This window comes from Halalkalibacter krulwichiae, assembly GCF_002109385.1.
GTDB classification, from domain to species: domain Bacteria; phylum Bacillota; class Bacilli; order Bacillales; family Bacillaceae_D; genus Halalkalibacter; species Halalkalibacter krulwichiae.
The window spans coordinates 3,242,701-3,263,912 of record NZ_CP020814.1 but is presented as its reverse complement, the minus strand read 5'-3'; the positions used below and the strand labels follow the sequence as shown (position 1 = coordinate 3,263,912).

General features: G+C 37.8%; 22 protein-coding genes. 18 read left to right on the top strand and 4 right to left on the bottom strand.

Annotated elements, in window-relative coordinates:
- The first annotated feature begins 4 nt into the window (after positions 1–4).
- The 7 genes from arsD (at position 5) to BkAM31D_RS16450 (ending at position 7,247) form a co-directional block, all read left to right on the top strand.
- The gene (gene arsD, locus BkAM31D_RS16480) at positions 5–361 is read left to right on the top strand and encodes an arsenite efflux transporter metallochaperone ArsD (RefSeq protein WP_066153058.1); all 357 of its coding nucleotides are present in this window, start codon (positions 5–7) and stop codon (positions 359–361) included.
- Complete coding sequence (gene arsA, locus BkAM31D_RS16475) at positions 358–2,109, top strand: arsenical pump-driving ATPase (RefSeq protein ID WP_066153055.1); 1,752 nt, start codon at positions 358–360, stop codon at positions 2,107–2,109. Before arsD ends, arsA begins: the two co-directional genes overlap by 4 nt.
- A 172-nt stretch (positions 2,110–2,281) precedes the next feature.
- Positions 2,282–2,569 (top strand): hypothetical protein, encoded by a 288-nt coding sequence (locus tag BkAM31D_RS16470; protein WP_066153052.1) that lies wholly within the window; start codon positions 2,282–2,284, stop codon positions 2,567–2,569.
- A gap of 130 nt (positions 2,570–2,699) precedes the next feature.
- On the top strand, positions 2,700–3,677 hold the full coding sequence (locus tag BkAM31D_RS16465; protein WP_066153049.1) for a ring-cleaving dioxygenase: 978 nt from the start codon (positions 2,700–2,702) through the stop codon (positions 3,675–3,677).
- A gap of 292 nt (positions 3,678–3,969) precedes the next feature.
- A complete protein-coding gene (locus BkAM31D_RS16460; RefSeq protein ID WP_066153046.1) occupies positions 3,970–5,430 on the top strand; it encodes a SulP family inorganic anion transporter in 1,461 nt (486 codons plus the stop codon).
- A 127-nt stretch (positions 5,431–5,557) separates the two neighbouring features.
- On the top strand, positions 5,558–5,974 hold the full coding sequence (locus tag BkAM31D_RS16455; RefSeq protein WP_066153042.1) for a universal stress protein: 417 nt from the start codon (positions 5,558–5,560) through the stop codon (positions 5,972–5,974).
- 112 nt (positions 5,975–6,086) lie between these two features.
- Positions 6,087–7,247, top strand: a complete 1,161-nt coding sequence (locus BkAM31D_RS16450) for a GNAT family N-acetyltransferase (protein WP_066153039.1) — start codon at positions 6,087–6,089, stop codon at positions 7,245–7,247.
- Between the two features lie 361 nt (positions 7,248–7,608).
- Here the strand turns inward: BkAM31D_RS16450 and BkAM31D_RS16440 are convergent, their stop codons facing one another.
- The 3 genes from BkAM31D_RS16440 to BkAM31D_RS16430 all read right to left on the bottom strand — a co-directional run bounded on the left by BkAM31D_RS16440 (position 7,609) and on the right by BkAM31D_RS16430 (position 10,710).
- Positions 7,609–7,842, bottom strand: a complete 234-nt coding sequence (locus tag BkAM31D_RS16440) for a twin-arginine translocase TatA/TatE family subunit (RefSeq protein WP_066153033.1) — start codon at positions 7,840–7,842, stop codon at positions 7,609–7,611.
- A 27-nt stretch (positions 7,843–7,869) separates the two neighbouring features.
- The gene (locus BkAM31D_RS16435) at positions 7,870–9,330 is read right to left on the bottom strand and encodes an alkaline phosphatase PhoX (RefSeq protein WP_066153030.1); all 1,461 of its coding nucleotides are present in this window, start codon (positions 9,328–9,330) and stop codon (positions 7,870–7,872) included.
- Between the two features lie 390 nt (positions 9,331–9,720).
- A complete protein-coding gene (locus BkAM31D_RS16430) occupies positions 9,721–10,710 on the bottom strand; it encodes a DMT family transporter (RefSeq protein ID WP_066153027.1) in 990 nt (329 codons plus the stop codon).
- 104 nt (positions 10,711–10,814) lie between these two features.
- Between BkAM31D_RS16430 and BkAM31D_RS16425 the strand changes: the two genes are divergently transcribed.
- Positions 10,815–11,375, top strand: coding sequence for a helix-turn-helix domain-containing protein (locus tag BkAM31D_RS16425; protein ID WP_066153024.1), 561 nt, complete (start codon positions 10,815–10,817; stop codon positions 11,373–11,375).
- Between the two features lie 130 nt (positions 11,376–11,505).
- On the opposite strand, the gene BkAM31D_RS16420 is transcribed toward BkAM31D_RS16425, so the two are convergent.
- Positions 11,506–12,417, bottom strand: a complete 912-nt coding sequence (locus BkAM31D_RS16420) for a DMT family transporter (protein WP_066153021.1) — start codon at positions 12,415–12,417, stop codon at positions 11,506–11,508.
- 228 nt (positions 12,418–12,645) lie between these two features.
- Between BkAM31D_RS16420 and BkAM31D_RS16415 the strand changes: the two genes are divergently transcribed.
- The 10 genes from BkAM31D_RS16415 to phoU all read left to right on the top strand — a co-directional run bounded on the left by BkAM31D_RS16415 (position 12,646) and on the right by phoU (position 21,200).
- Positions 12,646–13,545 carry an ABC transporter ATP-binding protein gene (locus BkAM31D_RS16415; RefSeq protein ID WP_066153018.1) on the top strand — a complete coding sequence of 300 codons (900 nt, stop codon included), beginning with the start codon at positions 12,646–12,648 and terminating at the stop codon, positions 13,543–13,545.
- Positions 13,538–14,791 carry an ABC transporter permease gene (locus BkAM31D_RS16410; protein WP_066153015.1) on the top strand — a complete coding sequence of 418 codons (1,254 nt, stop codon included), beginning with the start codon at positions 13,538–13,540 and terminating at the stop codon, positions 14,789–14,791. Before BkAM31D_RS16415 ends, BkAM31D_RS16410 begins: the two co-directional genes overlap by 8 nt.
- A gap of 157 nt (positions 14,792–14,948) precedes the next feature.
- Positions 14,949–15,197, top strand: a complete 249-nt coding sequence (locus BkAM31D_RS24490) for a PAS domain-containing protein (RefSeq protein WP_257391586.1) — start codon at positions 14,949–14,951, stop codon at positions 15,195–15,197.
- Positions 15,198–15,277: 80 nt separating this feature from the next.
- The gene (locus BkAM31D_RS16405; protein WP_257391585.1) at positions 15,278–16,327 is read left to right on the top strand and encodes an ATP-binding protein; all 1,050 of its coding nucleotides are present in this window, start codon (positions 15,278–15,280) and stop codon (positions 16,325–16,327) included.
- 61 nt (positions 16,328–16,388) lie between these two features.
- Entirely contained in the window at positions 16,389–16,508 is a 120-nt protein-coding gene (locus BkAM31D_RS16400) for a DUF4023 domain-containing protein (protein WP_066153009.1), read from the top strand.
- A 224-nt stretch (positions 16,509–16,732) separates the two neighbouring features.
- Complete coding sequence (locus BkAM31D_RS16395) at positions 16,733–17,746, top strand: PstS family phosphate ABC transporter substrate-binding protein (protein ID WP_084372133.1); 1,014 nt, start codon at positions 16,733–16,735, stop codon at positions 17,744–17,746.
- A 94-nt stretch (positions 17,747–17,840) separates the two neighbouring features.
- Positions 17,841–18,797, top strand: coding sequence for a phosphate ABC transporter permease subunit PstC (pstC, locus tag BkAM31D_RS16390; protein WP_066153006.1), 957 nt, complete (start codon positions 17,841–17,843; stop codon positions 18,795–18,797).
- A gap of 1 nt (position 18,798) precedes the next feature.
- On the top strand, positions 18,799–19,683 hold the full coding sequence (pstA, locus tag BkAM31D_RS16385; RefSeq protein ID WP_066153003.1) for a phosphate ABC transporter permease PstA: 885 nt from the start codon (positions 18,799–18,801) through the stop codon (positions 19,681–19,683).
- Positions 19,684–19,701: 18 nt separating this feature from the next.
- On the top strand, positions 19,702–20,535 hold the full coding sequence (gene pstB, locus BkAM31D_RS16380) for a phosphate ABC transporter ATP-binding protein PstB (protein WP_066153000.1): 834 nt from the start codon (positions 19,702–19,704) through the stop codon (positions 20,533–20,535).
- Between the two features lie 11 nt (positions 20,536–20,546).
- A complete protein-coding gene (gene phoU / locus BkAM31D_RS16375; RefSeq protein ID WP_066152997.1) occupies positions 20,547–21,200 on the top strand; it encodes a phosphate signaling complex protein PhoU in 654 nt (217 codons plus the stop codon).
- Positions 21,201–21,212: the final 12 nt, after the last annotated feature.

The window sequence follows — 21,212 nt, the reverse complement described above, 5'->3', positions numbered from 1 at the left end:
GATTATGACAAAAATTCGTGTGTTTGATCCAGCAATGTGTTGTGATACTGGTGTTTGTGGTCCGAGTGTAGATCCTGAATTAACAAGAGTCGCAACGGCTATATTTATGTTAGAAAAACAAAAGGTTGATATTAAACGATTCAATTTAGCATCGGATCCTCAAGCATTTGTCGAAGAAACACAAATTCAACAATTGCTACATCAAGAGGGGATAGAAAGCCTTCCGACGATCATAGTAGACGGAGAAATAAAGCTCAAGGGTCGTTACCCGACTAATGAGGAATTAGCTCAGTGGGGTGATGTATCAGCTGAGTTTCTGACAAAGCAACCGAGTAAACCCAAAGGAATTGAATTGTTATGAAGCCACGTTTTCAACCAAGTTCGAGTTCAATGAGCCCTTATTTGTTTTTTACAGGCAAAGGTGGTGTCGGAAAAACATCAACTGCTTGTGCAACAGCGCTGGCATTGGCGGATGAAGGAAAGAAAGTATTAATTGTCTCAACCGATCCTGCTTCAAATTTACAGGACGTATTTGACCAAGAGATTGGCTATGGAGCTACTTCAATAATAGGAATAACGGGTCTTGATGCCATTAACTTAGACCCAGAAGAGGCTGCAAGTGCATATCGTGAGAAGGTTGTTGGGCCTTTTCGTGATAAACTTCCTGGCGTTGTCGTAGCGCAAATGGAGGAACAACTCTCAGGAGCATGTACGGTTGAAATTGCTGCCTTTGATGAGTTTGCATCGATATTAACGAATACGGATCGCACGAAAGAGTATGATCATATCATTTTTGATACTGCACCAACGGGTCATACGTTGCGGTTGTTGCAGCTTCCATCAGCATGGTCTGAATTTCTTGAAGATAGTACCCATGGTGCTTCATGCTTAGGTCCACTTTCCGGTCTTGCAGAAAAAAAGGAACTGTATGCAAAAGCGGTCAATGCGTTAGCCAATGCAGCTGAAACAAAGCTGATCCTTGTATCTAGGCCTGATGAATCAGCATTATTAGAAGCAAGTAAAGCAGCAAAAGAACTTAAAGAGGTTGGTTTGGAGAATCAGTTGCTGATTATTAATGGTTTATTGCAACAATATGAGCAGACAGATTCAATTGCAACAGCGCTTTACAAGCGTCAGCAACAAGCATTAGAACAAATGCCTGATCAGTTAAAAACGATGCATGGTTACATATTGCCTTATGTTCCGTATCAGCTGACTGGTATAGAAGCGTTAAGAGCGTTTTCTAAGCAAGATCGTATGGAGCAAGAAGAACAGTTGAGCACACAGGCAGCTTCTACTCTTCCTTCACTAAAGAAAGTTGTCGAGAAATTAGGAACTAAGCGCAAAGGTCTTGTTTTAACGATGGGAAAAGGTGGAGTCGGAAAAACGACTGTTGCCGCTTCTGTTGCAGTTGGACTAGCTGAACTTGGCCATTCCGTTCACTTAACGACAACAGACCCTGCTGAGCACTTGTCTTATGTCCTAGCGGAAACGAAGGCAAATGCAAATTTAACTGTGAGCCAAATCAATCCGAAAAAAGAAGTGGAAGCTTATACAGAAGAAGTTTTGCAAAAAGCGAAGGAATCACTTGATGAAAATGGGCTTGCATATTTAGAAGAAGATCTACGTTCCCCATGTACAGAAGAAATCGCTGTATTTCGAGCGTTTGCAAATGTTGTTGATCAAGCTGAAGATTCTTTTGTAGTTATTGACACTGCACCAACAGGTCATACTCTTTTGTTGTTAGACGCCGCTCAGTCTTATCATAAAGAGATAGAAAGATCGACGAAAGAGGTTCCAGAGGCTGTAACAAAGCTTTTGCCTAGGCTAAGAAATAGAGATGAAACAGACGTAATAATCGTAACGTTGCCAGAAGCAACTCCTGTACATGAAGCAACACGCTTAGAAGAAGATTTGTCACGTGCTAAAATAAAACCTAGTTGGTGGGTCATAAATCAATGCTTTTCTGCGACCAAAACGTCAGATCCAATTTTAACAAGTCGTGCTAGGGCAGAACAGAAGTGGATTCACTTTGTTACCAATCAGCATGAACAAGGTACAGCTGTGATTCCGTGGCAAGCCAATAAATTAATCGGTTATGAGCAGTAAAAGGAAGAAAGGAAGAAAGGAATAAAGGAAGAAAGGAATAAAGGAATAACTATAGAGTTCAGCATACTAAATGAATAATTTGGTATGCTCTTTGTTAGGAAAAAATCCCCCATCTCTTAGATTTCTTTAGTAAAATACAAACAGAGTTGAAGCTTGATTAAAGGAGAAGGGTATGCTTGTACTATTCTTACTAGTTTTACTAGCAGGAGGCTTCTTTTTTGAAATGATTCGAAAGGTTGTGTATCCAAGAAAAGAAGTAGCTATTCAACAACTTTGGGAGGAGCTTGAAAAGGAGGAGTGGTTTCAAGCTTTAATGGCTAATCCTCATGCAAGGGATTGGATATTGTCTGATAAAGAAAATGGGCTGCTGAAGGATCCATATTATGTTCGAAAAATTATTGATAAGGAAGTCCACCGAGATATTTTTATTCATTATATAAAGGATAAAACGAAACAATAAGGCTCTCTGTATTAGGGAGTCTTGTTTTCATTGACAAAGAAGAGGCAGACATGATATATTTATCTCGAATTAAAGATATTCTAAATTGAAGTATTAAACCATAAAAAAGTACTATATACGGAGGAATAAAATGAATCATTTAAAAGGAATTCACCATGTAACAGCTATTACAAGTAGTGCGGAAAAGAACTATGAGTTTTTCACATTTGTATTAGGAATGAGATTAGTGAAAAAAACGGTCAACCAAGACGATATTCAAACGTACCATTTATTTTTTGCTGATGACAAAGGAAGCCCAGGGACAGACATGACATTCTTTGACTTTCCTGGTATTCCAAAAGGTTCCCATGGTACAAATGAAATTGCGAAAACTTCATTTAGAGTACCAACAGATGCAGCATTAGATTATTGGGTGAACCGGTTTGATCGCTTGGAAGTGAAACATACAGGGATCAAAGAACAATTCGGGAAAAAGACGTTATCATTTGTCGACTTTGATGATCAGCAGTATCAATTAATTTCTGATGAATTGAATGTTGGGATTGAATCCGGTACACCTTGGCAAAAAGGACCGATTCCTTTACAATATGCGATTACTGGTCTAGGACCAATTTTTATTCGAGTGGCTCAATTTGATTACTTTAAAGAAGTGTTAGAAAAAGTACTGTTGTTTAAAGAAGTCGCCAAGGAAGGGTCACATTACTTATTTGAAGTTGGCGAAGGAGGAAATGGAGCACAAGTCATCGTTGAACATAACGTCATGCTTCCGCAAGCGCGTCAAGGCTATGGAACGGTTCACCATGTGGCATTTCGTGTAGAAGATCGCGATGTATTAAATGAGTGGATTGAACGGTTACCGCAATTCGGTTTTCAAACTTCTGGCTATGTTGATCGCTATTTCTTTGAGTCCTTATATGCACGAGTAGCACCGCAAATTTTATTTGAGTTTGCTACAGATGGACCAGGTTTTATGGGGGATGAGCCGTATGAAACACTTGGAGAAAAGCTATCTTTGCCACCGTTTTTAGAACCAAAACGTGAAGCGATTGAAAAAATGGTTCGACCGATTGATACAGTGAGAAGTACGAAAGAGTTCGTAAAAGAATAAATCAACTTAACTAAGGACGCAGCTGTTGGGATAGAGTTGCGTCTCTTTTTTTTGTTTGGATTAACTTCATGGATGAGCAATTTTATGTGTAGGTATTTTGGTTGAATACCAAATAGGCAAGAAAAAGATAGTATCAAAGAGAAAAAGAAAGATAAACAAATATGAAAAACGCTTACATGGGTGTTTGAAGTTTGTGGAGAACATGTTACTATACGATTGTTAACAACGGACCGCGACTTTTGTGAGAGTCAAAAGTCGAACAAAATAATTAAATAGAAAAAGAGGTGTTAGGTTGAACATTCAATCTATTAAACAAGAATGGTTTGGGAATGTGAGAGGCGATGTATTGGCCGGCCTTGTCGTTGCTCTTGCACTCATTCCAGAAGCAATCGCCTTTTCAATCATTGCAGGGGTAGACCCAATGGTTGGGCTTTATGCTTCTTTTTGTATCGCTGTTGTTATTGCCTTTGTCGGTGGTCGACCAGGGATGATTTCTGCTGCAACAGGAGCAATGGCTTTAGTTATGGTGACACTTGTTGCTGAGCACGGTTTGCAGTATTTGTTAGCAGCAACCATTTTGACAGGAGTATTCCAAATTCTTTTTGGTGTCTTTAAGCTTGCTAGAATTATGAAATTCGTACCACGATCGGTCATGATCGGTTTTGTAAATGCTTTAGCAATCTTGATTTTTATGGCTCAATTAGAGCAATTTGAAGGCGCGACTTGGGTGATGTATACACTGGTAGCAGTAACGTTATTTATTATCTATGGTTTGCCTAGAATTACTAAAGCTGTTCCATCTGCTTTAGTTGCCATTGTTTTTATAACGGCATTTGTTATTTATATGGGTATTGACATTCGCACAGTCGGAGATATGGGTGCACTTTCTCAGGCATTACCTGTATTTTTAATTCCTGAAATCCCGTTAAATCTTGAAACATTAATGATCATCCTTCCTTATTCCCTTGCTTTAGCGATTGTCGGCTTACTAGAATCTCTTCTGACGGCTAATATCGTAGACGATATGACAGATACAGAAAGTGATAAAAATAAAGAGAGCAGAGGGCAAGGAATTGCCAATATCGTAGCGGGATTTTTTGGTGGAATGGCAGGTTGTGCAATGATTGGTCAGTCAGTAATCAATGTGAAATCTGGTGGAAGAGGTCGCCTTTCTGCTTTGGTTGCTGGTGCAGTCCTAATGTTTCTGATTCTAGTTCTTGGTGGACTCGTCGTTCAAATTCCAATGGCTGCTTTAGTTGGAGTTATGTTTATGGTTTCATTTAGTACATTTGACTGGGGATCTGTTCGCAACATTCATAAACTCCCACGTACGGATGCAATTGTCATGGTTGTCACAGTTGTCACAGTTGTCGTGACACATAACTTGGCGATTGGTGTATTTGCTGGAGTATTATTGAGTGCCATTTTCTTTGCTGCAAAGATCTCGAAAGTTCATGTTGAAAAGAGTGTCATAAATCACTTAGATAAAAAAGTTTACAAGGTTACTGGACAAATATTCTTTGCCTCTGTGACCGATTTTGTTAATAATTTTGATTACAAAGAAGATATTCGCTATGTTGAAATTGATCTATCAAATGCACACCTTTGGGATGATTCAGCTATTGGTGCCCTTGATAAAATAGAAGCGAAATTCGAGCAAAACCATGTCGAAGTTAAGTTTATTGGTTTAAACGCTGAAAGTGAGAAGTTAAAAAAACGATTAGCTGGAATCTCTAAAGCTTCAGGACATTAAATATATAAAAAGACAGAAGCAATCCTTCTGTCTTTTTGTTATGTTAGAAGGTTATAACGAAAACTTCCTTTACAAAGAGTGAACTCTTGATTAACATTAGATTCAAGAATAGGAGGGAGGTCCACTCATGTTTAAAAGTATTCTGTTGGCATCAGATGGTTCTACGCATTCCATACGTGCAGCCGAAAAAGCAATTGCTTTATGTAAGCTACATCATGCAAAAATGGATGTTGTTTATTCAATTGATGAATCTACCTCTAAGTCAGATGTACTGACAAATAACAGTAAATTTGAAGTAGAGAAAAAGCGTAAAGAAAAGCTCGCTCCTGTTGTTGAATTATTAGAAAAAGAGGGCATTACCTATCAAGTACATATGATTCATGGTGATCCTGGCCCTTCAATTGTAGCGTTCGCGAACAAAGGTAATTATGACTGCGTAGTAATTGGCAGCAGAGGTTTAAATAAGCTTCAAACAATGGTGCTTGGAAGTGTAAGTCATAAGGTTGCCAAACGAGTACAAGTCCCTGTTTTAATTGTGAAATAGTGTAAAGAGGTTGAACGTACAATGTTCAGCCTCTTTTCTTCTACTTAAAGGAGTTTAACCGTTGAATAGAGAACTAATATGAATCACTCTTAACAAGCAAAGGAGCGTCCGTATGGAAGTCATTCCTATAAATGAAGATAAATATTTAGAAGCAATTCGGTTATCTGAATATGCTTTTCAATACAAGGTTCCAAAAGAGGATATAGAAGAAATAATGGAAATGCTCAAGAAACAGCAAGTAATTGGATTTTTGGATGAGAAGCAGTTGGTTGCTAAGCTACATCTTCTCTCATTACAGGTATATTTAGGAGACGACCTATTAAAAATGGGCGGGATTGCTGGTGTTGCAACCTATCCAGAATATCGGAGAAATGGCTATGTGAAAGAAATGCTAATCCACATTTTAGAACAGCTGAAAAAGGATGAATTTAGGATCTCAATGCTCTTTCCTTTTTCTGTACCATTTTATCGCAAATTTGGTTGGGAGCTGTTTTCAAATAAACAAACGGTTACGATGACTAAGTCTGATCTTATGTTTCAGCGTGAAGCAACGGGGACGGTGAAGCGGAGTCAAGAAGGACAAGTTGCTGATTTAGCTATTGTCTATACTCAATATGCTACTAAACTTTTTGGAATGCTCCACCGTGATCACGATTGGTGGAGAAAGCTTGTTAAAGATCAACAAATGGCTATTTACTACGATACGATGAAAGTTGCGAAAGGATATATAATCTATACAGTTCAAGATAAAAAGATGAAAGTAAAGGAATTTGTTGCTCTTGGTGGTGATGCAAGACGGGGCTTATGGAATTTTATATGTCAGCACGATTCCATGATTAATGAGTTGGAGATGGTTTTACATGAAAGAGATCCGCTGCTATTTTCATTAAAGGAACCTCGGGTAAAGCAAGAGTTGACCCCATACTTTATGGCACGCATTGTTGATGTTAAGCCATTTCTCGAGGAGTATCCATTTCATTGGAAGAATGCAACGAAAGAAACAAACATTTTGATAAAAGTAACAGATGAATATGCACCGTGGAACAACCAAGTATTTGAAGTAAAACCAAACACGATCAACATCATCCCATATCCGAATACAGAAGAAAAATTGATTAGCTTATCAATTAATACGTTAACTACATTGCTGTTAGGGTATCAAAAAGCAAGTGAGTTAAAGGAGTTGGAGAGAATTTCCGGTGATGAACTAGCACTTGAACAGTTAGATCAACTGATTCCGAAAAAAGTACCATACTTTTATGATTTTTTCTAACAAAAATGTAATCAGGGGCGGACAAAAGAGTTTCTAGAGTTAGAAGATCTAAACGGTGTTAAAAAAGGTGGTAGGGTTGAAATTATCGTTCAACCCTGCTTTTCTAACTCGTTATTCGTTTGAGTTACAGTAAAACTATCTAGTTTATAATTCGCATTCAAGTGACAAAATTGACACTTACAGGCATTCTTTCGTGTTTGGTTTTGGTCTAGTTTATAAACATGTGGGACCACTAGACTGTCTAATCCGTTTTTTACATGTTTTGGACAAACAGAAACCATTTATTCTTCACTCCTTCTTTAATATATGAAATGAGAAAGATGCAAGTACATTAAAAGATCTACTTGCATCTTTTACTACGTTAATTAACTTCCAGCTCTATGATTAGGTTGTTCAACTGCTTGAAGTTTCGCTTTCTCTTTTTTGGACGGTCATCGGCGCTTTCGTGATTCACTAACTCATTCGTTGCTTTTTTAAACTCCTTTAATGTACTTCCAAACGCCTTTCCGATCTCGGGCAACTTGGAAGGGCCAAAAATCATTAGGGCAATCACTAGAACAAGGATGAGTCCAGGAATGCCAATATTTGATAGCATGTCAAAGCCTCCTTACAATCGTTAGACTTATAGTGTGACTCCATGACGGTCTAAGACGGCTGCAGCTAGTGGTGAAATACCTTCCTTTTCAGCATAAGCGATCACTTTCTCTGAAATTTGTGGTGCAAAGCTAGCCGGAGGAGCTGCATGACTCATTGCAAATTGACGTGCTGAATTTCGACGTGAAAAAGGACCCCAAACAGCAATCGTAAACCCAGGAGTTTGCATATTTACAAACATCGTTTTTCCATCAGGTGAGAAGCAAACTCCAGCGAATTCAGAGTTGTTATATACATTTTGTGCAAATTCATAGACATTCCCTTCAGGAGTTAAGCCAATAATGCGGTCTCCACGTGGGTTGCCATCCTCTGCAATCCAAAGGTCACCCCAAGGAGTAATCGTTACATTATCTGGTGCATGTAAGTCATTGGAATCTTGAGACTCGAAGAATAGCTCTAACGTATTAGTTGCTGGAAAATATCGATACACTCGACCAAATCTTCCTGGTGCTGTTGTTGTACGAGCGCTCGTATCATCAAACCAAAAAGCACCACCGCCGAACCAAGACCCTTCCAAACGAGTAAACTGAATGCAGCCTAAATCTCTTGCATCTTCCTTCGCTCGTTCTGGGTTTACCTTCTTCCATACAACACCGACCTTTTGTCCTGGGGTGAACGTACTTGCTGAATGATTTGGAAGCTCGTCCAATGCAGCCGCTTCTAAAATTCCTCCTTCTTGAAGCGAACCTAACTTTTGGCTGCGATTATGTGGAGTAAAGCGATAAAGGAATGAAGGTTCGCTATCCTCTGTTAAATACCAAATCCCTGTTGCAGGGTCAACACTACAAGCTTCATGGGAGAAGTATCCCATGTCACGTATTGGCGTTATAGACATTTCGTTTTCTGGGTCTAACGGATTGACTTCGAATACAAAACCGTGACCGAGGTTACGAGTTTCTTCACAGGTTAGCCATGTACCCCAAGTAGAAGCTCCACCTGCACAGTTACGGATCGTACCTGAATTAGTTACATATTCATCAACGACTTCACGATTTGGACTAATTACTAGAGCTGTTGTACCGCCAGCTGCGCCTTTGCTCCAAGGATTTTTTCCATTGACCGCCCATTGATGGTTTGTCCCACATTCATGATTTCGTACGAGTATAGTAGAATTTTTAGGTCCTTGATAAGCGGCCATTCCATCAGGAAGTCCTGGTACGACATTTCCACTTGGGTTCACCATAGCTTCCCCACTGGATGAGAGTATTTTATAGTTGAAGCCTTGTGGCAAATCTAGAAATCCATTTGGATCCTGAACCAATGGACCGTAACCACCCCAACCTTTCCCTTTCGTTGGATCGGTTGCATTTGCTAATGCTTTTGAGCCATCTGCAAGTGAGAATACACCTGTTGTACCAAGAGTTAAGGCAAGTGTACTCATTCCGCCCATTTTTAAAAAATCTCTCCTATTCATACCGGTGTTCATCATAATAATGCCTCCTAATTTTTTTTAGGGGTGTGTCGATCAAAGAAGTGGTTCTAAGAAAAATGTAGCAGATGATTATTAACGAAATACGGACATATGATTTCAATTATGTAAAAAGCTGCAAAATACTTATAAAGTAAGTGATAAGTTTGAGAGAAGAGTGTGACAAACGTCCACTTCTAGTCTTATGACCTAAAAAGCAATAGGGAAGGAAAGGATGCGAGTGTCATCATATGCAGAATGCATGACTAAAGTAATGCTTTTAAAAAAACGAGGAGGTACACCATTAACCACGTGTTAAATTTCAATAAACACTTTTTAAAGATTAATTACACTTAACACAAGAAAAGAGATAGCAGATGCCTGAGTAGGGCTACTATCTCCTTTAACTTGTTATAATTCTTGAACTTTCTTTTGTTTAACAGCAAGCTTAGTAGAATTTGAATTCATTTTATTAGTTACATAGCTATGCAAGAGCATACCACAGACGATAATGAATAAGCCGGTAATGGCTAACCCATTTGGGAACGGAGCTGATAGAAGGAGAATTTCTCCAATTAGAACAAAGAGGACTTGTGTCGATTGAGTTGCTTCCACGGCGGCTAATTTTCCTTGATCACCTCTTACTCGATCGGTAGCAATAAAGAATAGAGTAGTTGCAATGATCCCTGATGACACGGCAACGATAAAGGATTGAAGAACTTGGTCGGAAGAAGGTGCGCCGACAGAAACAAATCCAAAAGCAGCAATGACAAGCCAAAATGGGATCGTTGCTAAAGTCATTCCAAGTACTCGTTGAAACGTATCCAACCTCCCTCCACATACTTCCATCATTTTACGATTACCTAATGGATAGGCGAACGCTGCAATAGCAACAGGAATCACACCAATTAAGATTGTTTGCAAGGGCAGGTTGCTAGCTCTTTCTACTTGAATGAGAACGACTCCTATTAAAATAATAGATGAAATTGCGAGTGCTTTTAATGGAATGCGACTTCTGACTTTTGTTTGGCCATTTTTTGTTTGAATGGTTTGCCAAAAAAGGGGACCGAGTAAAGTACCAGCGACAATGGTTAATTGCCAAGTGCCAGCGACAAGCCACCCGGGACCATAGGCAGCTGCAAACGTAATAGGTGCGTAAAACAAAACAAAGCCAACAAAACTCCATAAGAGCCATTGGAAAGGTTGTTTCTTCATTTCATAAAATAATTGCTTGATGTTATTCCGGTAGAAGACGATCAGGACAAGAAAGGGAACCATAAAAAGAAAACGTAAAGAAGAGCTCCATAGCCAGCTACCTCCAGACAATTCCATTGAACGATTCAGAATAAATGTAACAGCAAAAAAGATTGAGGCAATGATACCAAGACCGATTTCTTTCATGAGATCACCTTTTTCTTCATGGAGTATATTATGATATATTTATAGTTAAGTATAGTATACTACAGGAGCTGTAAATTGATAAGAAATGATTAGGAGGATCTCAAATGAAGAGTGCCGATTCTATCGCTAAGCAGGTAGGAATGACGTTAAGGAAAATAAGGCAAGATCGTGGAATCAGCTTGCAAGATTTAGCTGATAAGACGGATGTCAGTAAGTTAACTCTTGGGAATATTGAGAGAGGCGAGGCGAATCCATCACTTTCAATTATCTGGAAAATAGCAAACGGCTTGTCAATTCCGATATCTACTCTTCTTCAAGAAAATAATCAAGTGACTATTTCGCGTGCCCACCAAGGAAATAAAGTCGTAAGTGCCAATCAGGTGTGTGTGCTCGAACCAATGTTTGAAGTTGCGAATTATGGTCAAAGTGAACTGCATAGAGCCTTTTTAAAGCCGAATAGTGAATACAAACCAGGGGCACACCAACCAGGTGTTATCGAGTATGTAACCGTCATGTCAGGGGAACTAATCATTCAAATCGAAAATGAAACATATCACCTTTTTGCCTATGATTCATTAAAGTTTAATGCTGATCGAATACATGCCTATATAAATCCAACCTCATCCACGACGATTCTTCATTTCGTTATGACATATTTAAAATAAGCAGAGCTGTGATCGTAAGTGGATGATCGTTATTCCGTAGATGGTGAAGGAAAACAACGATTCCGTTTTAAAGGTAGGATGAAAGCCATAACGGAATCGATGCCTCCTGCGTTGTAACAAGAAAAGAAAATCAAGTTTGTGCTTCAGTTTGCGCTTCTGTTGTTTTCCCCTTACTCTTCTTTTTATCGCTTACGGAGAGCAACAGAATCGAGACGAGTAAGACAATTGCCCCAGTGATATTTTGCCAAGTTAGCTCAATTGGAAAAAAAGGAAAAGAGATGATTGCAAGTAAGACCGGGCTAAAAGCTCTTGTCACATTAGCAACTGAGAAGCGTAAATATTTCAATGCTTCATATAAGAAAATCGTAGCAATAAAGCCTGAAAATAATGATGAGACGACGATAAAGCCGACAGCCTCTAGTGAAACAGTACCAGTGAAAAGTTGGCCAGAAAAGACAGCGTAGATTGATACAAGAAGCAACGTTGTACAGCTGTTTGTAAATAAAATCGAGTTAGAGCTTCTCTCTTTTGAAATCGTTTTTTTAATATAAACATTCGTTAGCGCAAAGAAAAAGGTATACAAAAGGGCAAAAAAGCTTCCTAATAAATTGGCTTGATAGTTACCTCCCTTTTCAACAAATAAAAACACACCAACAATGGCAAACAAAATAAAAACGATTTCATTACGAGTCAGTCTTTCTTTTAAAATGAAAACGGAGAATATTACTGCGAAAACCGTATAAAACCTTCCGATAAAGCCGATCTCAACAGGAGTGAGCATATCCATGCTGACAAATAAAAAGATAACCCCAAGTGTATTAAAAAGTGCGAGCATAAGCATGTCTTTTTCAAAATAAAATTGGACTCTCTTTTTCGTGAAAAGTCCAAGTAAAAAACTTGCAACAATAATAGTAAAGGCATTGATCATCGCTGCCTTGGCTGCAGATATTTCAAGTAGCCCGAATTTAGCGAGTAAAGGTCCTGCTGCCACCGCAAGTACGGATAGCAAGTTAAAAATATGCCCTTTTTGTGTAGAACTCATCTGCTTCCCCCTACAAAATACTCTCTGTATATAAAAGGTGATATAGTAACTTCTATACTCTAATTATATTCCTTGTGAAAATTGAATAATAGTTTTTTTTACAATTTTAGAAGATATTCTATTTGTATTTGGGAAATTATGTTAAGTTTATAAAGGAATAATGTGATGAAACCTGTTTGTTATTTGATTCGTATTTCTAATAAAGATTCGTATAAGGAGATGAGCGTAATGGGATTAGAAATAAAGGAACTGACGAAGAAATTTGGTTCCTTTACGGCTGTAAATCAATTGACGTTAAGTGTTCCTGAACAAGAGATGTTTGGGTTTTTAGGCGCGAATGGTGCAGGGAAAACAACAACATTTAGAATGATTCTAGGATTATTAGATCAGAGTAATGGTGAAATTACATGGAATGGACAGTCCATCAGTTATGAGACTACTCCAGAGATCGGTTATCTTCCTGAAGAAAGAGGTCTATATCCGAAGATGAAGGTAAGTGATCAAGTTGTCTATCTTGCGCGCTTAAGAGGGATGAAAAAGAAAGAGATTTTAAAAGAACTAGATTGGTGGCTTGAAAAGTTTAAGGTTCCCGAATATAAAAATAAGAAAATAGAAGAACTTTCGAAAGGAAACCAGCAAAAGATACAATTTATCGCTGCTGTGATACATAAACCGAAGCTCTTAATCTTAGATGAGCCTTTTAGTGGGCTTGACCCTGTTAATGTTGAGTTATTAAAAGAAGCAGTGAAAGAAATAAAAGCAAATGGTGCAACAATTGTCTTTTCAAGTCATCGAATGGAGCACGTTGAAGAATTATGTGAAAATCTTTGTATCATGCACAAAGGAGCTCCAGTTGTTCAAGGAAATTTAAAGACGATTAAACGCTCATTTGGTAAAAAAAATGTGGCTATTCATGCTGATTTTGATTTGTCCTTTCTTAAAAATTTGCCGGGAGTTGTAAAGGCAATGGATACGACGGAAGGAATTCGATTGCAAGTTGAATCGGAAGAAATTGCAGAAGGGGTATTTAAGGAAGTGACAGCAAAAGGGTTTGTGAGAAAGTTTGAGCTAGAAGATCCTTCCTTACATGATATTTTTGTTGAAAAGGTAGGTGCTAGTTATGGGTAACTTTTGGATTATGATGTCGCACGCCTTTCTTTCTAAAATTAAATCAAAATCATTCATTATTACAACAGTCATTATTGCCCTTGGTATTATTGTCCTTGCTAATATTGAAACAGCGATTAAAACGTTTAGTGGTGACGAGCGACAAGATCAAGTTGCTGTCATTGATGAAACGGGAGTGTATTATCCACTATTGCAACAAGAGCTAATGATGATCAATGAAACAATTACGTTAGAAGATTCATCTGCTGAATTGCAACAATTAGAGCTAGAGGTAGAAGAAGGGACTTATGAGGGAGTACTGCTGCTGACAGAGGGGGATAATGGATTTCCTCAGGCTGTTTATCGATCGACTTCACTTACTGCAGGTACGATTCCAGCAAGTCTTCAAACGGCCTTACAGCATATTCAAACAACTCTTGCTGCAGAAGACCTTAATTTAACACAAGAACAATTAGCGATACTCAATGCTCCAGTATCTTTTGTGAATGAGGCGATTGTAGAAGGAGCGAAATCGGAAGAAGAATTAAATCAAGCAAGAGGCATAGTATACGTACTATTGTTTTTTATTTATTTCTCGGTCATTATGTATGCAAGTATGATAGCAACAGAAGTAGCAACAGAAAAGTCTTCTCGAGTAATGGAGATTTTAATTTCAAGTGTTTCGCCCGTTAAGCAAATGTTCGCTAAAATTATCGGAATTGGTTTCGTTGGCTTAACGCAAATGGTTGTGCTTCTGCTCGTTGGTTATTTCGCTTTAAGAAATAGCCAAGATCTATTAATGGGCGGATTTTTAGAGTTTTTCGGCTTTGGAGATCTGTCTGTTGCGATTATTTTCTATGCTGTGATCTTTTTCTTGCTAGGGTATTTCCTATATGCGACGTTAGCTGCATTGCTAGGTTCAGTAGTAAGTCGAATAGAAGATGTGCAACAAATGATCTTTCCACTAGTGTTTCTAGTAATGATTGGCTTTTTTATAGCTATGTTCGGATTAGGGGCACCAGATTCGTCCTTTATAACGATCACTTCATATATTCCATTCTTCACACCAATGGTAATGTTCTTACGAGCGGGAATGTTAAATTTATCGCCAATAGAGCCTATTCTTGGGATCGTCATTCTACTAGCTTCCATCATTATCCTTGCAGTCTTTGGAGCGAGAGTTTATAGAGGTGGAGTATTGATGTATGGAAAATCAAACTCGTTTAAAGACATTAAAAAAGCAATTGACTTAACAAAAAAAGAATAAGGGATAATAAAGAGGAGTTGGAATAGTTTCCAGCTCCTTTTTGTTATAATGTAATAAATAAAAAAGGAAATAACGAAGAATCAGGGAATAATCTTATAGATGTGGAGAAAATGAAAAAGTAAGGTACTAGGTATGCTAGTGACGTGAGAGGTATGAAATGAATAATTCAGAAAAGGAAATTTTAGATCGAATATCAGACGGCTTTATCGCTTTAGATGAAAATTGGAATTTTACGTATGTCAACAAAGAAGCAGCAAAGATCTTAAATCGCAAAAAAGAAGAATTTAAAGGAAGGAGCATTTGGAAAGTATTACCCTATGCAGCTGACCTCGGGATGTACAAAGAATTTCAGAAGTCATTCAAAGAGCAGGTCACGGTAACTTTTGATATGTATTATCCCCTTTAAAAAAGTGGTTTAATATTCGGGTTTTTCCTTCTACTAATGGTTTATCTATTTATTTTCAAGATGTTACAAAAGAAAAACATATGAATTCTAAGCGCGAGCAACATTATCGCTCGTTATTTGATAATAATCCTTATGCCGTGTATTCATTAGATCTTGAAGGAAATTATTTAGATGTCAATCCAGCGATGGAACAACTAGTAGGCTATAGTGAAAGTGAATTATTAACGATGTCATATAAATCAATCATTACTGAGGATGAGATAGAAAAAATAAACGGTTCTTTTACGAAAGCGACGCTAGGGATCACTCAGAATTATGAAACGAAAGTAAAGAATAAGAGGGGAGATGTCATTGATACAAGAGTTACAAATATCCCGATTGATGTTGAAGGAAAAATAGTAGGAATTTACGGAATTGCCAAAGATATTTCAAAAGAGAAACATACAGAGAACCTTTTGTTCGAATCAGAGAAGCTTACTGCTGTCGGTCAATTGGCTGCATCAATTGCTCACGAGATCCGAAACCCATTAACTTCTATTAAAGGCTTTCTAGATGCTTTTAGGAGCACTGAATTAGAATTTAAGGATCATTATTTAGAAATCATGGCTGAAGAAATTACGAGAATTGAAATGATAACAGGAGAACTGTTACTGGTGGCAAAGCCGCAAGCGCATAAATTTCAGGAAGAAAGCTTAGAGAAAATCATTGATGATGTCGTCCTTTTATTAAGGTCACAAGCATTAATTAACAATGTTGAAGTGGTCGTTCAATCAAGTAATATACCACTGATTAAATGTGTTCCAAGTCAATTGAAGCAAGTGTTTATTAATTTAATCAAAAATTCAATTGAAGCAATGCCAGATGGAGGCCGTGTAACTGTTGTAGCATCAACGACTAATACTACAAGTATATTAGTCGAGGTAATCGATCAAGGTTGTGGCATTCCAGTAGAATTTTTAAAAGATATTGGTACACCTTTTTATACAACAAAAGAAAAAGGAACGGGTCTTGGGTTAATGACAACCTTTAAAATTGTTGACTCACACCAAGGCCATATAACGATTTCGAGTAAACCAAATCAAGGAACAAAAATAGAAATCTTACTACCTATAAATCACGCTGCTTCTTAATATTACATACATGTTTTCGTAAGCCACGGTAATCCTAAAGGTAAATGAAGGAGGGATTGAGATGGATAATACTAATGAGTTTGTAGAAAAACTTCATAATAAACAAGAAAAAGATGAACGTAATCGTAAACGTCAAGGAAAAGGAAATCCTAGTCAAAAGCTTCCTAATAAACAGCATTAATGGATGTTCTTTATAGAACTTATATGTGTTAATCCTAGGTTGTATCATACTGTCAATAAATAGACAGTGTGGTACAACCTTTTTTCGTTAGGGTTCGACATTGATTTACAAAAGCTTTACATTCAGACCATACCGCCTTAACATTCCTCGACTATACTTCAAATTGTGAGGGGGAGACAGCCCCTTACATAAACATTTTCGGAGAGAAAAGGGAGGACAATTCAGTGAATCTTAAAAGGTATGTAGTGTTCTTAGTAATGGCAGCACTAATGGTGCTAGTTACAGCGTGTGGGGGCGGTTCAGATGAGCCAACTGCTGCTGAAGGTACAGATACAGAAGAAGCACCTGTAGAAAATACAGAAGCAGATGCAAATGAGGAAGCAACTTCTCTAGACGGAAGTGTTGTAGTTGATGGATCGGGTACGGTGTATCCTTTAATGTCACTTGTTGCTGAAGAGTATATGTTCACTGAGCAAGAAAATGTATCAGTTGAAGTAAGTCGTGCTGGAACAAGTGCTGGATTTGGAAGATTCTTAGTTGATAATGGAACAGACTTTAATAACGCATCACGTGAAATTAAAGAAGAAGAACAAGCAGAAGCAGATGAAATTGGAATAGAAGTAAAAGAAATGAAAGTAGCACTTGATGGTTTAACTTTTGTTATTAACAAAGAAAATGATTGGGCTACAGAATTAACAGAAGAAGAATTAATTAGTATTTTTCATAGCGAAGGTGGCGTAACGAAGTGGTCTGATATTCGCCCAGATTTTCCAGATGAAGAGATTCACCCAATGGGTCCTAACGAAAACCATGGTACGTATGAATTTTTCTATGAAAATGTGCTTGATAAAGCAGATTTAGTTGACGGTGTGAATTTACAGCAAGAATATTCAACTTTAGTAAATCTAGTATCTGAAGATGTGAATGCAATTGCATTCTTTGGATTTGGATACTATGTAAACAACCAAGAAAAGTTAACAGCAGTAAGTGTAGATTTTGGAAATGGTCCAGTTGAGCCAAGTCTTGACACAATTGGTGAGGATGCTGAATATGCGACGTTCACTCGTCCGGTATTTACGTATTTAAATGTAGATATGGCTAAAGAAAAGCCACAAGTATTAGACTTTGCTTTATACGTTGCCAAAAATGTAAATGATTTTGCTGGAGAAGCGGGCTTTGCTCCGTTACCAGATACAGAAGTACAAGAATATATTGATTTCCTAGAGGGTTTAAAATAAAGAGTAGAACTAAGTAGAGTGATAGGATGAGAACTTCAACTGTTCTCATCCTATCACTTCTAAAGCTGATGATGGTGGAAGGGGTGCCTAAGGGATGGAAGCAAACAGCGCAGTGAATAAGGGGAATGCTGTTAACGTTCGAGATATGATTGCCGACAAAAAAAGGTCAAGAAATCTTTCAAATGTAATGGAAAAGGTAATGCCAAAAGTTCTGTTGGTTATTGCAACGATTTCAATTCTGACAACGATAGGGATTTTATTTACATTATTAACGGAAACAATTGAGTTTTTTCAGCGCATACCATTTGTTGAGTTTTTTACTGGAACTGTATTAAAACCTTTAAGTCAAAATCCGGAGTTTGGAGTATTACCTTTACTTACGGGCACATTGATTTCATCAGGAATTGCGATGTTTGTCGCAATTCCAATTGGATTAATGACAGCTATTTATTTAAGTGAATATGCATCAGATAAAGTTAGAAGAATTGTAAAACCAATTCTTGAAATTCTTGCTGGAATTCCAACGATTGTCTATGGATTTTTTGCGTTAACGTTTGTTACACCGATTTTAAGAGAGTTCATTCCTGGTTTACAGGCAACAAATATTTTAAGCCCTGGTATTGTGATGGGAATTATGATCATCCCAATGGTAGCGTCCTTATCAGAAGATGCAATGAGTTCAGTTCCGAATTCAATGAGAGAAGGAGCGCTAGCATTAGGATCTACAAAGCTGGAGGTAACTGGAAAGGTCATCATTCCGGCTGCAATGTCAGGCATAATAGCTTCTTTCGTTCTTGGGATTTCACGTGCAATTGGCGAAACAATGATTGTAACGATAGCAAGTGGAAGCTCCAAAAACTTTACATTCGACATTACTCAATCTATGCAGACGATGACTGCATACATTGTTGAAGTAACTGGTGGGGACGCCCCGGCTGGTTCAACTATATATTACAGTTTATATGCTGTTGCGATGACGTTATTTGTTTTCACGTTAATAATGAATTTACTAGCTCGATATATTTCTCGTAGATTCAGGGAGGAATATTAATATGAAATATGTAGACACAGCACAAGTACAGAAAAAAATGAATACACGCTTGTTAACGAATAAAATTGCAAAATCGCTATTCTTCCTCTCAACGTTATTTGGACTAATTGTTCTAGTCGTTCTTATTTTTAGAGTGATCTCACAAGGGATTGCCTGGATTAATCTTGATTTTCTAACTGGGAAACTATCAAACAATCCAGAGCGAGCTGGAATTATGGGAGCGATTCTTGGGACATTGTGGCTAATGGTCGTAGTGGCTCCAGTAACAATGTTAATTGGTGTAGGTACAGCCATTTACCTAGAGTGTTATGCCAAGAAAAGCCGCTTTCATTCATTTATTCAAACGAATATTTCTAACTTGGCAGGAGTGCCATCGATTGTCTTTGGAATTCTAGGACTAACCGTTTTTGTTCGTACGATGGAATTAGGCAACGTTGTATTAGCTGGGGGATTGACGATGGCCCTACTTGTCCTACCCATTGTCGTAGTTGCTAGTCAAGAAGCGATTAGATCAGTACCTTCTCAATTAAGCGAAGCGTCTTATGGAATGGGTGCGACAAAGTGGCAAACGATAAAAAATATCATCTTGCCAGCAGCACTTCCTGGAATTTTGACTGGGGCGATTTTGTCGCTTTCACGGGCAATTGGAGAAACTGCTCCTCTTGTTGTAATTGGAATTCCGGCGTTATTAATCCCGTTCCCTGGAAGTCTAATGGACCGATTTACGATTTTACCAATGCAAATTTATTACTGGACCATTGATTCGGCTCTAGTGGCGGAATATGCCAATCTAGCAGCAGCAACTATTGTTGTGTTACTCGTTGTCCTGTTCGTATTAAATTCAGTTGCCATTATTATTCGCAATAAATTTCAACAAAGATATTAATTATAGGAGGGGTTCGTGATGGCCGTTGCATCGCAAAAAGTAGAAGTAGCGTATGAGAAAAGAGTGGATTCTTCTAAAAATGCTCAAGCAGATAAGAAGGTTGTTTATGATACGAAAGATTTAAACTTATGGTATGGAAAAGACCATGCATTAAAAAATATTAACCTTTCTATATATGAAAACGAAGTAACAGCTATAATTGGACCTTCTGGTTGTGGGAAGTCAACTTATATTAAAACATTGAATCGTATGGTTCAATTAGTACCAATCGTGCGTATTTCAGGAGATATTACGTATCGAGGAAATAGTATTTTAAATGATAAAGCTTATAAAGTAGAAGATTTAAGAACGCGTGTTGGAATGGTCTTCCAAAAACCCAATCCATTCCCGAAATCGATTTACGATAATGTCGCATACGGACCAAGAATTCATGGCATTCGTAATAAAAAGATATTAGATGAAATCGTTGAACGTAGTCTACGTGGTGCAGCTATATGGGAAGAAGTAAAGGACCGTCTTCATGAAAATGCTTATGGATTATCAGGGGGGCAACAGCAACGTTTATGTATCGCACGTTGTTTAGCGATCGAACCAGATGTCATTTTAATGGATGAGCCGACATCTGCCCTTGATCCAAAGTCAACTTTAAAAGTTGAAGAGCTTATTCAAGAGTTAAAGCAAAACTATTCAATTATTATTGTAACGCATAACATGCAACAGGCGGCGCGTATTTCAGATCGTACAGCCTTCTTCTTGAATGGAGAAGTTGTTGAATTTGATAAAACGGATGTGATTTTTTCGAATCCAACGGATAAAAGAACTGAAGATTATATTACTGGTCGATTTGGATAGGAGTGAAAAAAGTGGCTGTTCGTGAAAGTTTCCATTCCAAGCTTCAGCTTCTGAAACAGCAATTGCTAGAGATGGGTGAGCGTGTGCAGATCGTCTTAGATGAGATGAAACATGCGTTTTCATCATCGAATATAAGAGCAATGGAAGAAATCATTCATAGAGATGAAGAAATTAATCAGTTAGAGCAAGATGTCCATGATCAAGTGATTTTGCTTATTTCAAGACAACAGCCAGTTGCAACGGATTTGAGGCAATTGATTGTAGCACTTAAGATCTCAGGTGATCTTGAAAGAGTAGCGGATTTAATTGCTGATATTGCTAAACAATCAAAAAGATTAAAGAAAAACAGCCTTTTGCCATATCAAGTTAAAATTATTGCGATGCTCACAATTGCTCAAGAAATGATTCAAAAAGCATTGATGGCATTTCGAAATACGGATATTCTACAAGCTCAAAAGATCGCTACAATGGATGATAAGGTTGATCATTTATATGGTGAGTTTATAAGAGACTTATTCCAATTAGTAGATCATGAGATTGAGATTGATCAAGTCACACAACTTGCCTTTATTGGGAGATACATCGAGCGTATTGCTGATTACGCAACCAATATTGCGGAATGGGTTGTATATGAGGTGAATGGTAAACATTTTGATTTAAATTAACGAAAAACAGAC

What these genes read in the sequence shown, in the direction of transcription:
- BkAM31D_RS16420 (WP_066153021.1), bottom strand. Translation starts at nt 12,417, where the DNA reads ATGAGTTCTACACAAAAAGGGCATATTTTTAACTTGCTATCCGTACTT.
- BkAM31D_RS16470 (WP_066153052.1), top strand. Translation starts at nt 2,282, where the DNA reads ATGCTTGTACTATTCTTACTAGTTTTACTAGCAGGAGGCTTCTTTTTT.
- BkAM31D_RS16400 (WP_066153009.1), top strand. Translation starts at nt 16,389, where the DNA reads ATGGATAATACTAATGAGTTTGTAGAAAAACTTCATAATAAACAAGAA.
- arsD (WP_066153058.1), top strand. Translation starts at nt 5, where the DNA reads ATGACAAAAATTCGTGTGTTTGATCCAGCAATGTGTTGTGATACTGGT.
- BkAM31D_RS16465 (WP_066153049.1), top strand. Translation starts at nt 2,700, where the DNA reads ATGAATCATTTAAAAGGAATTCACCATGTAACAGCTATTACAAGTAGT.
- BkAM31D_RS16455 (WP_066153042.1), top strand. Translation starts at nt 5,558, where the DNA reads ATGTTTAAAAGTATTCTGTTGGCATCAGATGGTTCTACGCATTCCATA.
- BkAM31D_RS16435 (WP_066153030.1), bottom strand. Translation starts at nt 9,330, where the DNA reads ATGATGAACACCGGTATGAATAGGAGAGATTTTTTAAAAATGGGCGGA.
- pstC (WP_066153006.1), top strand. Translation starts at nt 17,841, where the DNA reads ATGGAAGCAAACAGCGCAGTGAATAAGGGGAATGCTGTTAACGTTCGA.
- BkAM31D_RS24490 (WP_257391586.1), top strand. Translation starts at nt 14,949, where the DNA reads ATGAATAATTCAGAAAAGGAAATTTTAGATCGAATATCAGACGGCTTT.
- BkAM31D_RS16410 (WP_066153015.1), top strand. Translation starts at nt 13,538, where the DNA reads ATGGGTAACTTTTGGATTATGATGTCGCACGCCTTTCTTTCTAAAATT.
- pstB (WP_066153000.1), top strand. Translation starts at nt 19,702, where the DNA reads ATGGCCGTTGCATCGCAAAAAGTAGAAGTAGCGTATGAGAAAAGAGTG.
- BkAM31D_RS16405 (WP_257391585.1), top strand. Translation starts at nt 15,278, where the DNA reads ATGAATTCTAAGCGCGAGCAACATTATCGCTCGTTATTTGATAATAAT.
- pstA (WP_066153003.1), top strand. Translation starts at nt 18,799, where the DNA reads ATGAAATATGTAGACACAGCACAAGTACAGAAAAAAATGAATACACGC.
- BkAM31D_RS16430 (WP_066153027.1), bottom strand. Translation starts at nt 10,710, where the DNA reads ATGAAAGAAATCGGTCTTGGTATCATTGCCTCAATCTTTTTTGCTGTT.
- BkAM31D_RS16415 (WP_066153018.1), top strand. Translation starts at nt 12,646, where the DNA reads ATGGGATTAGAAATAAAGGAACTGACGAAGAAATTTGGTTCCTTTACG.
- BkAM31D_RS16440 (WP_066153033.1), bottom strand. Translation starts at nt 7,842, where the DNA reads ATGCTATCAAATATTGGCATTCCTGGACTCATCCTTGTTCTAGTGATT.
- arsA (WP_066153055.1), top strand. Translation starts at nt 358, where the DNA reads ATGAAGCCACGTTTTCAACCAAGTTCGAGTTCAATGAGCCCTTATTTG.
- BkAM31D_RS16450 (WP_066153039.1), top strand. Translation starts at nt 6,087, where the DNA reads ATGGAAGTCATTCCTATAAATGAAGATAAATATTTAGAAGCAATTCGG.
- BkAM31D_RS16425 (WP_066153024.1), top strand. Translation starts at nt 10,815, where the DNA reads ATGAAGAGTGCCGATTCTATCGCTAAGCAGGTAGGAATGACGTTAAGG.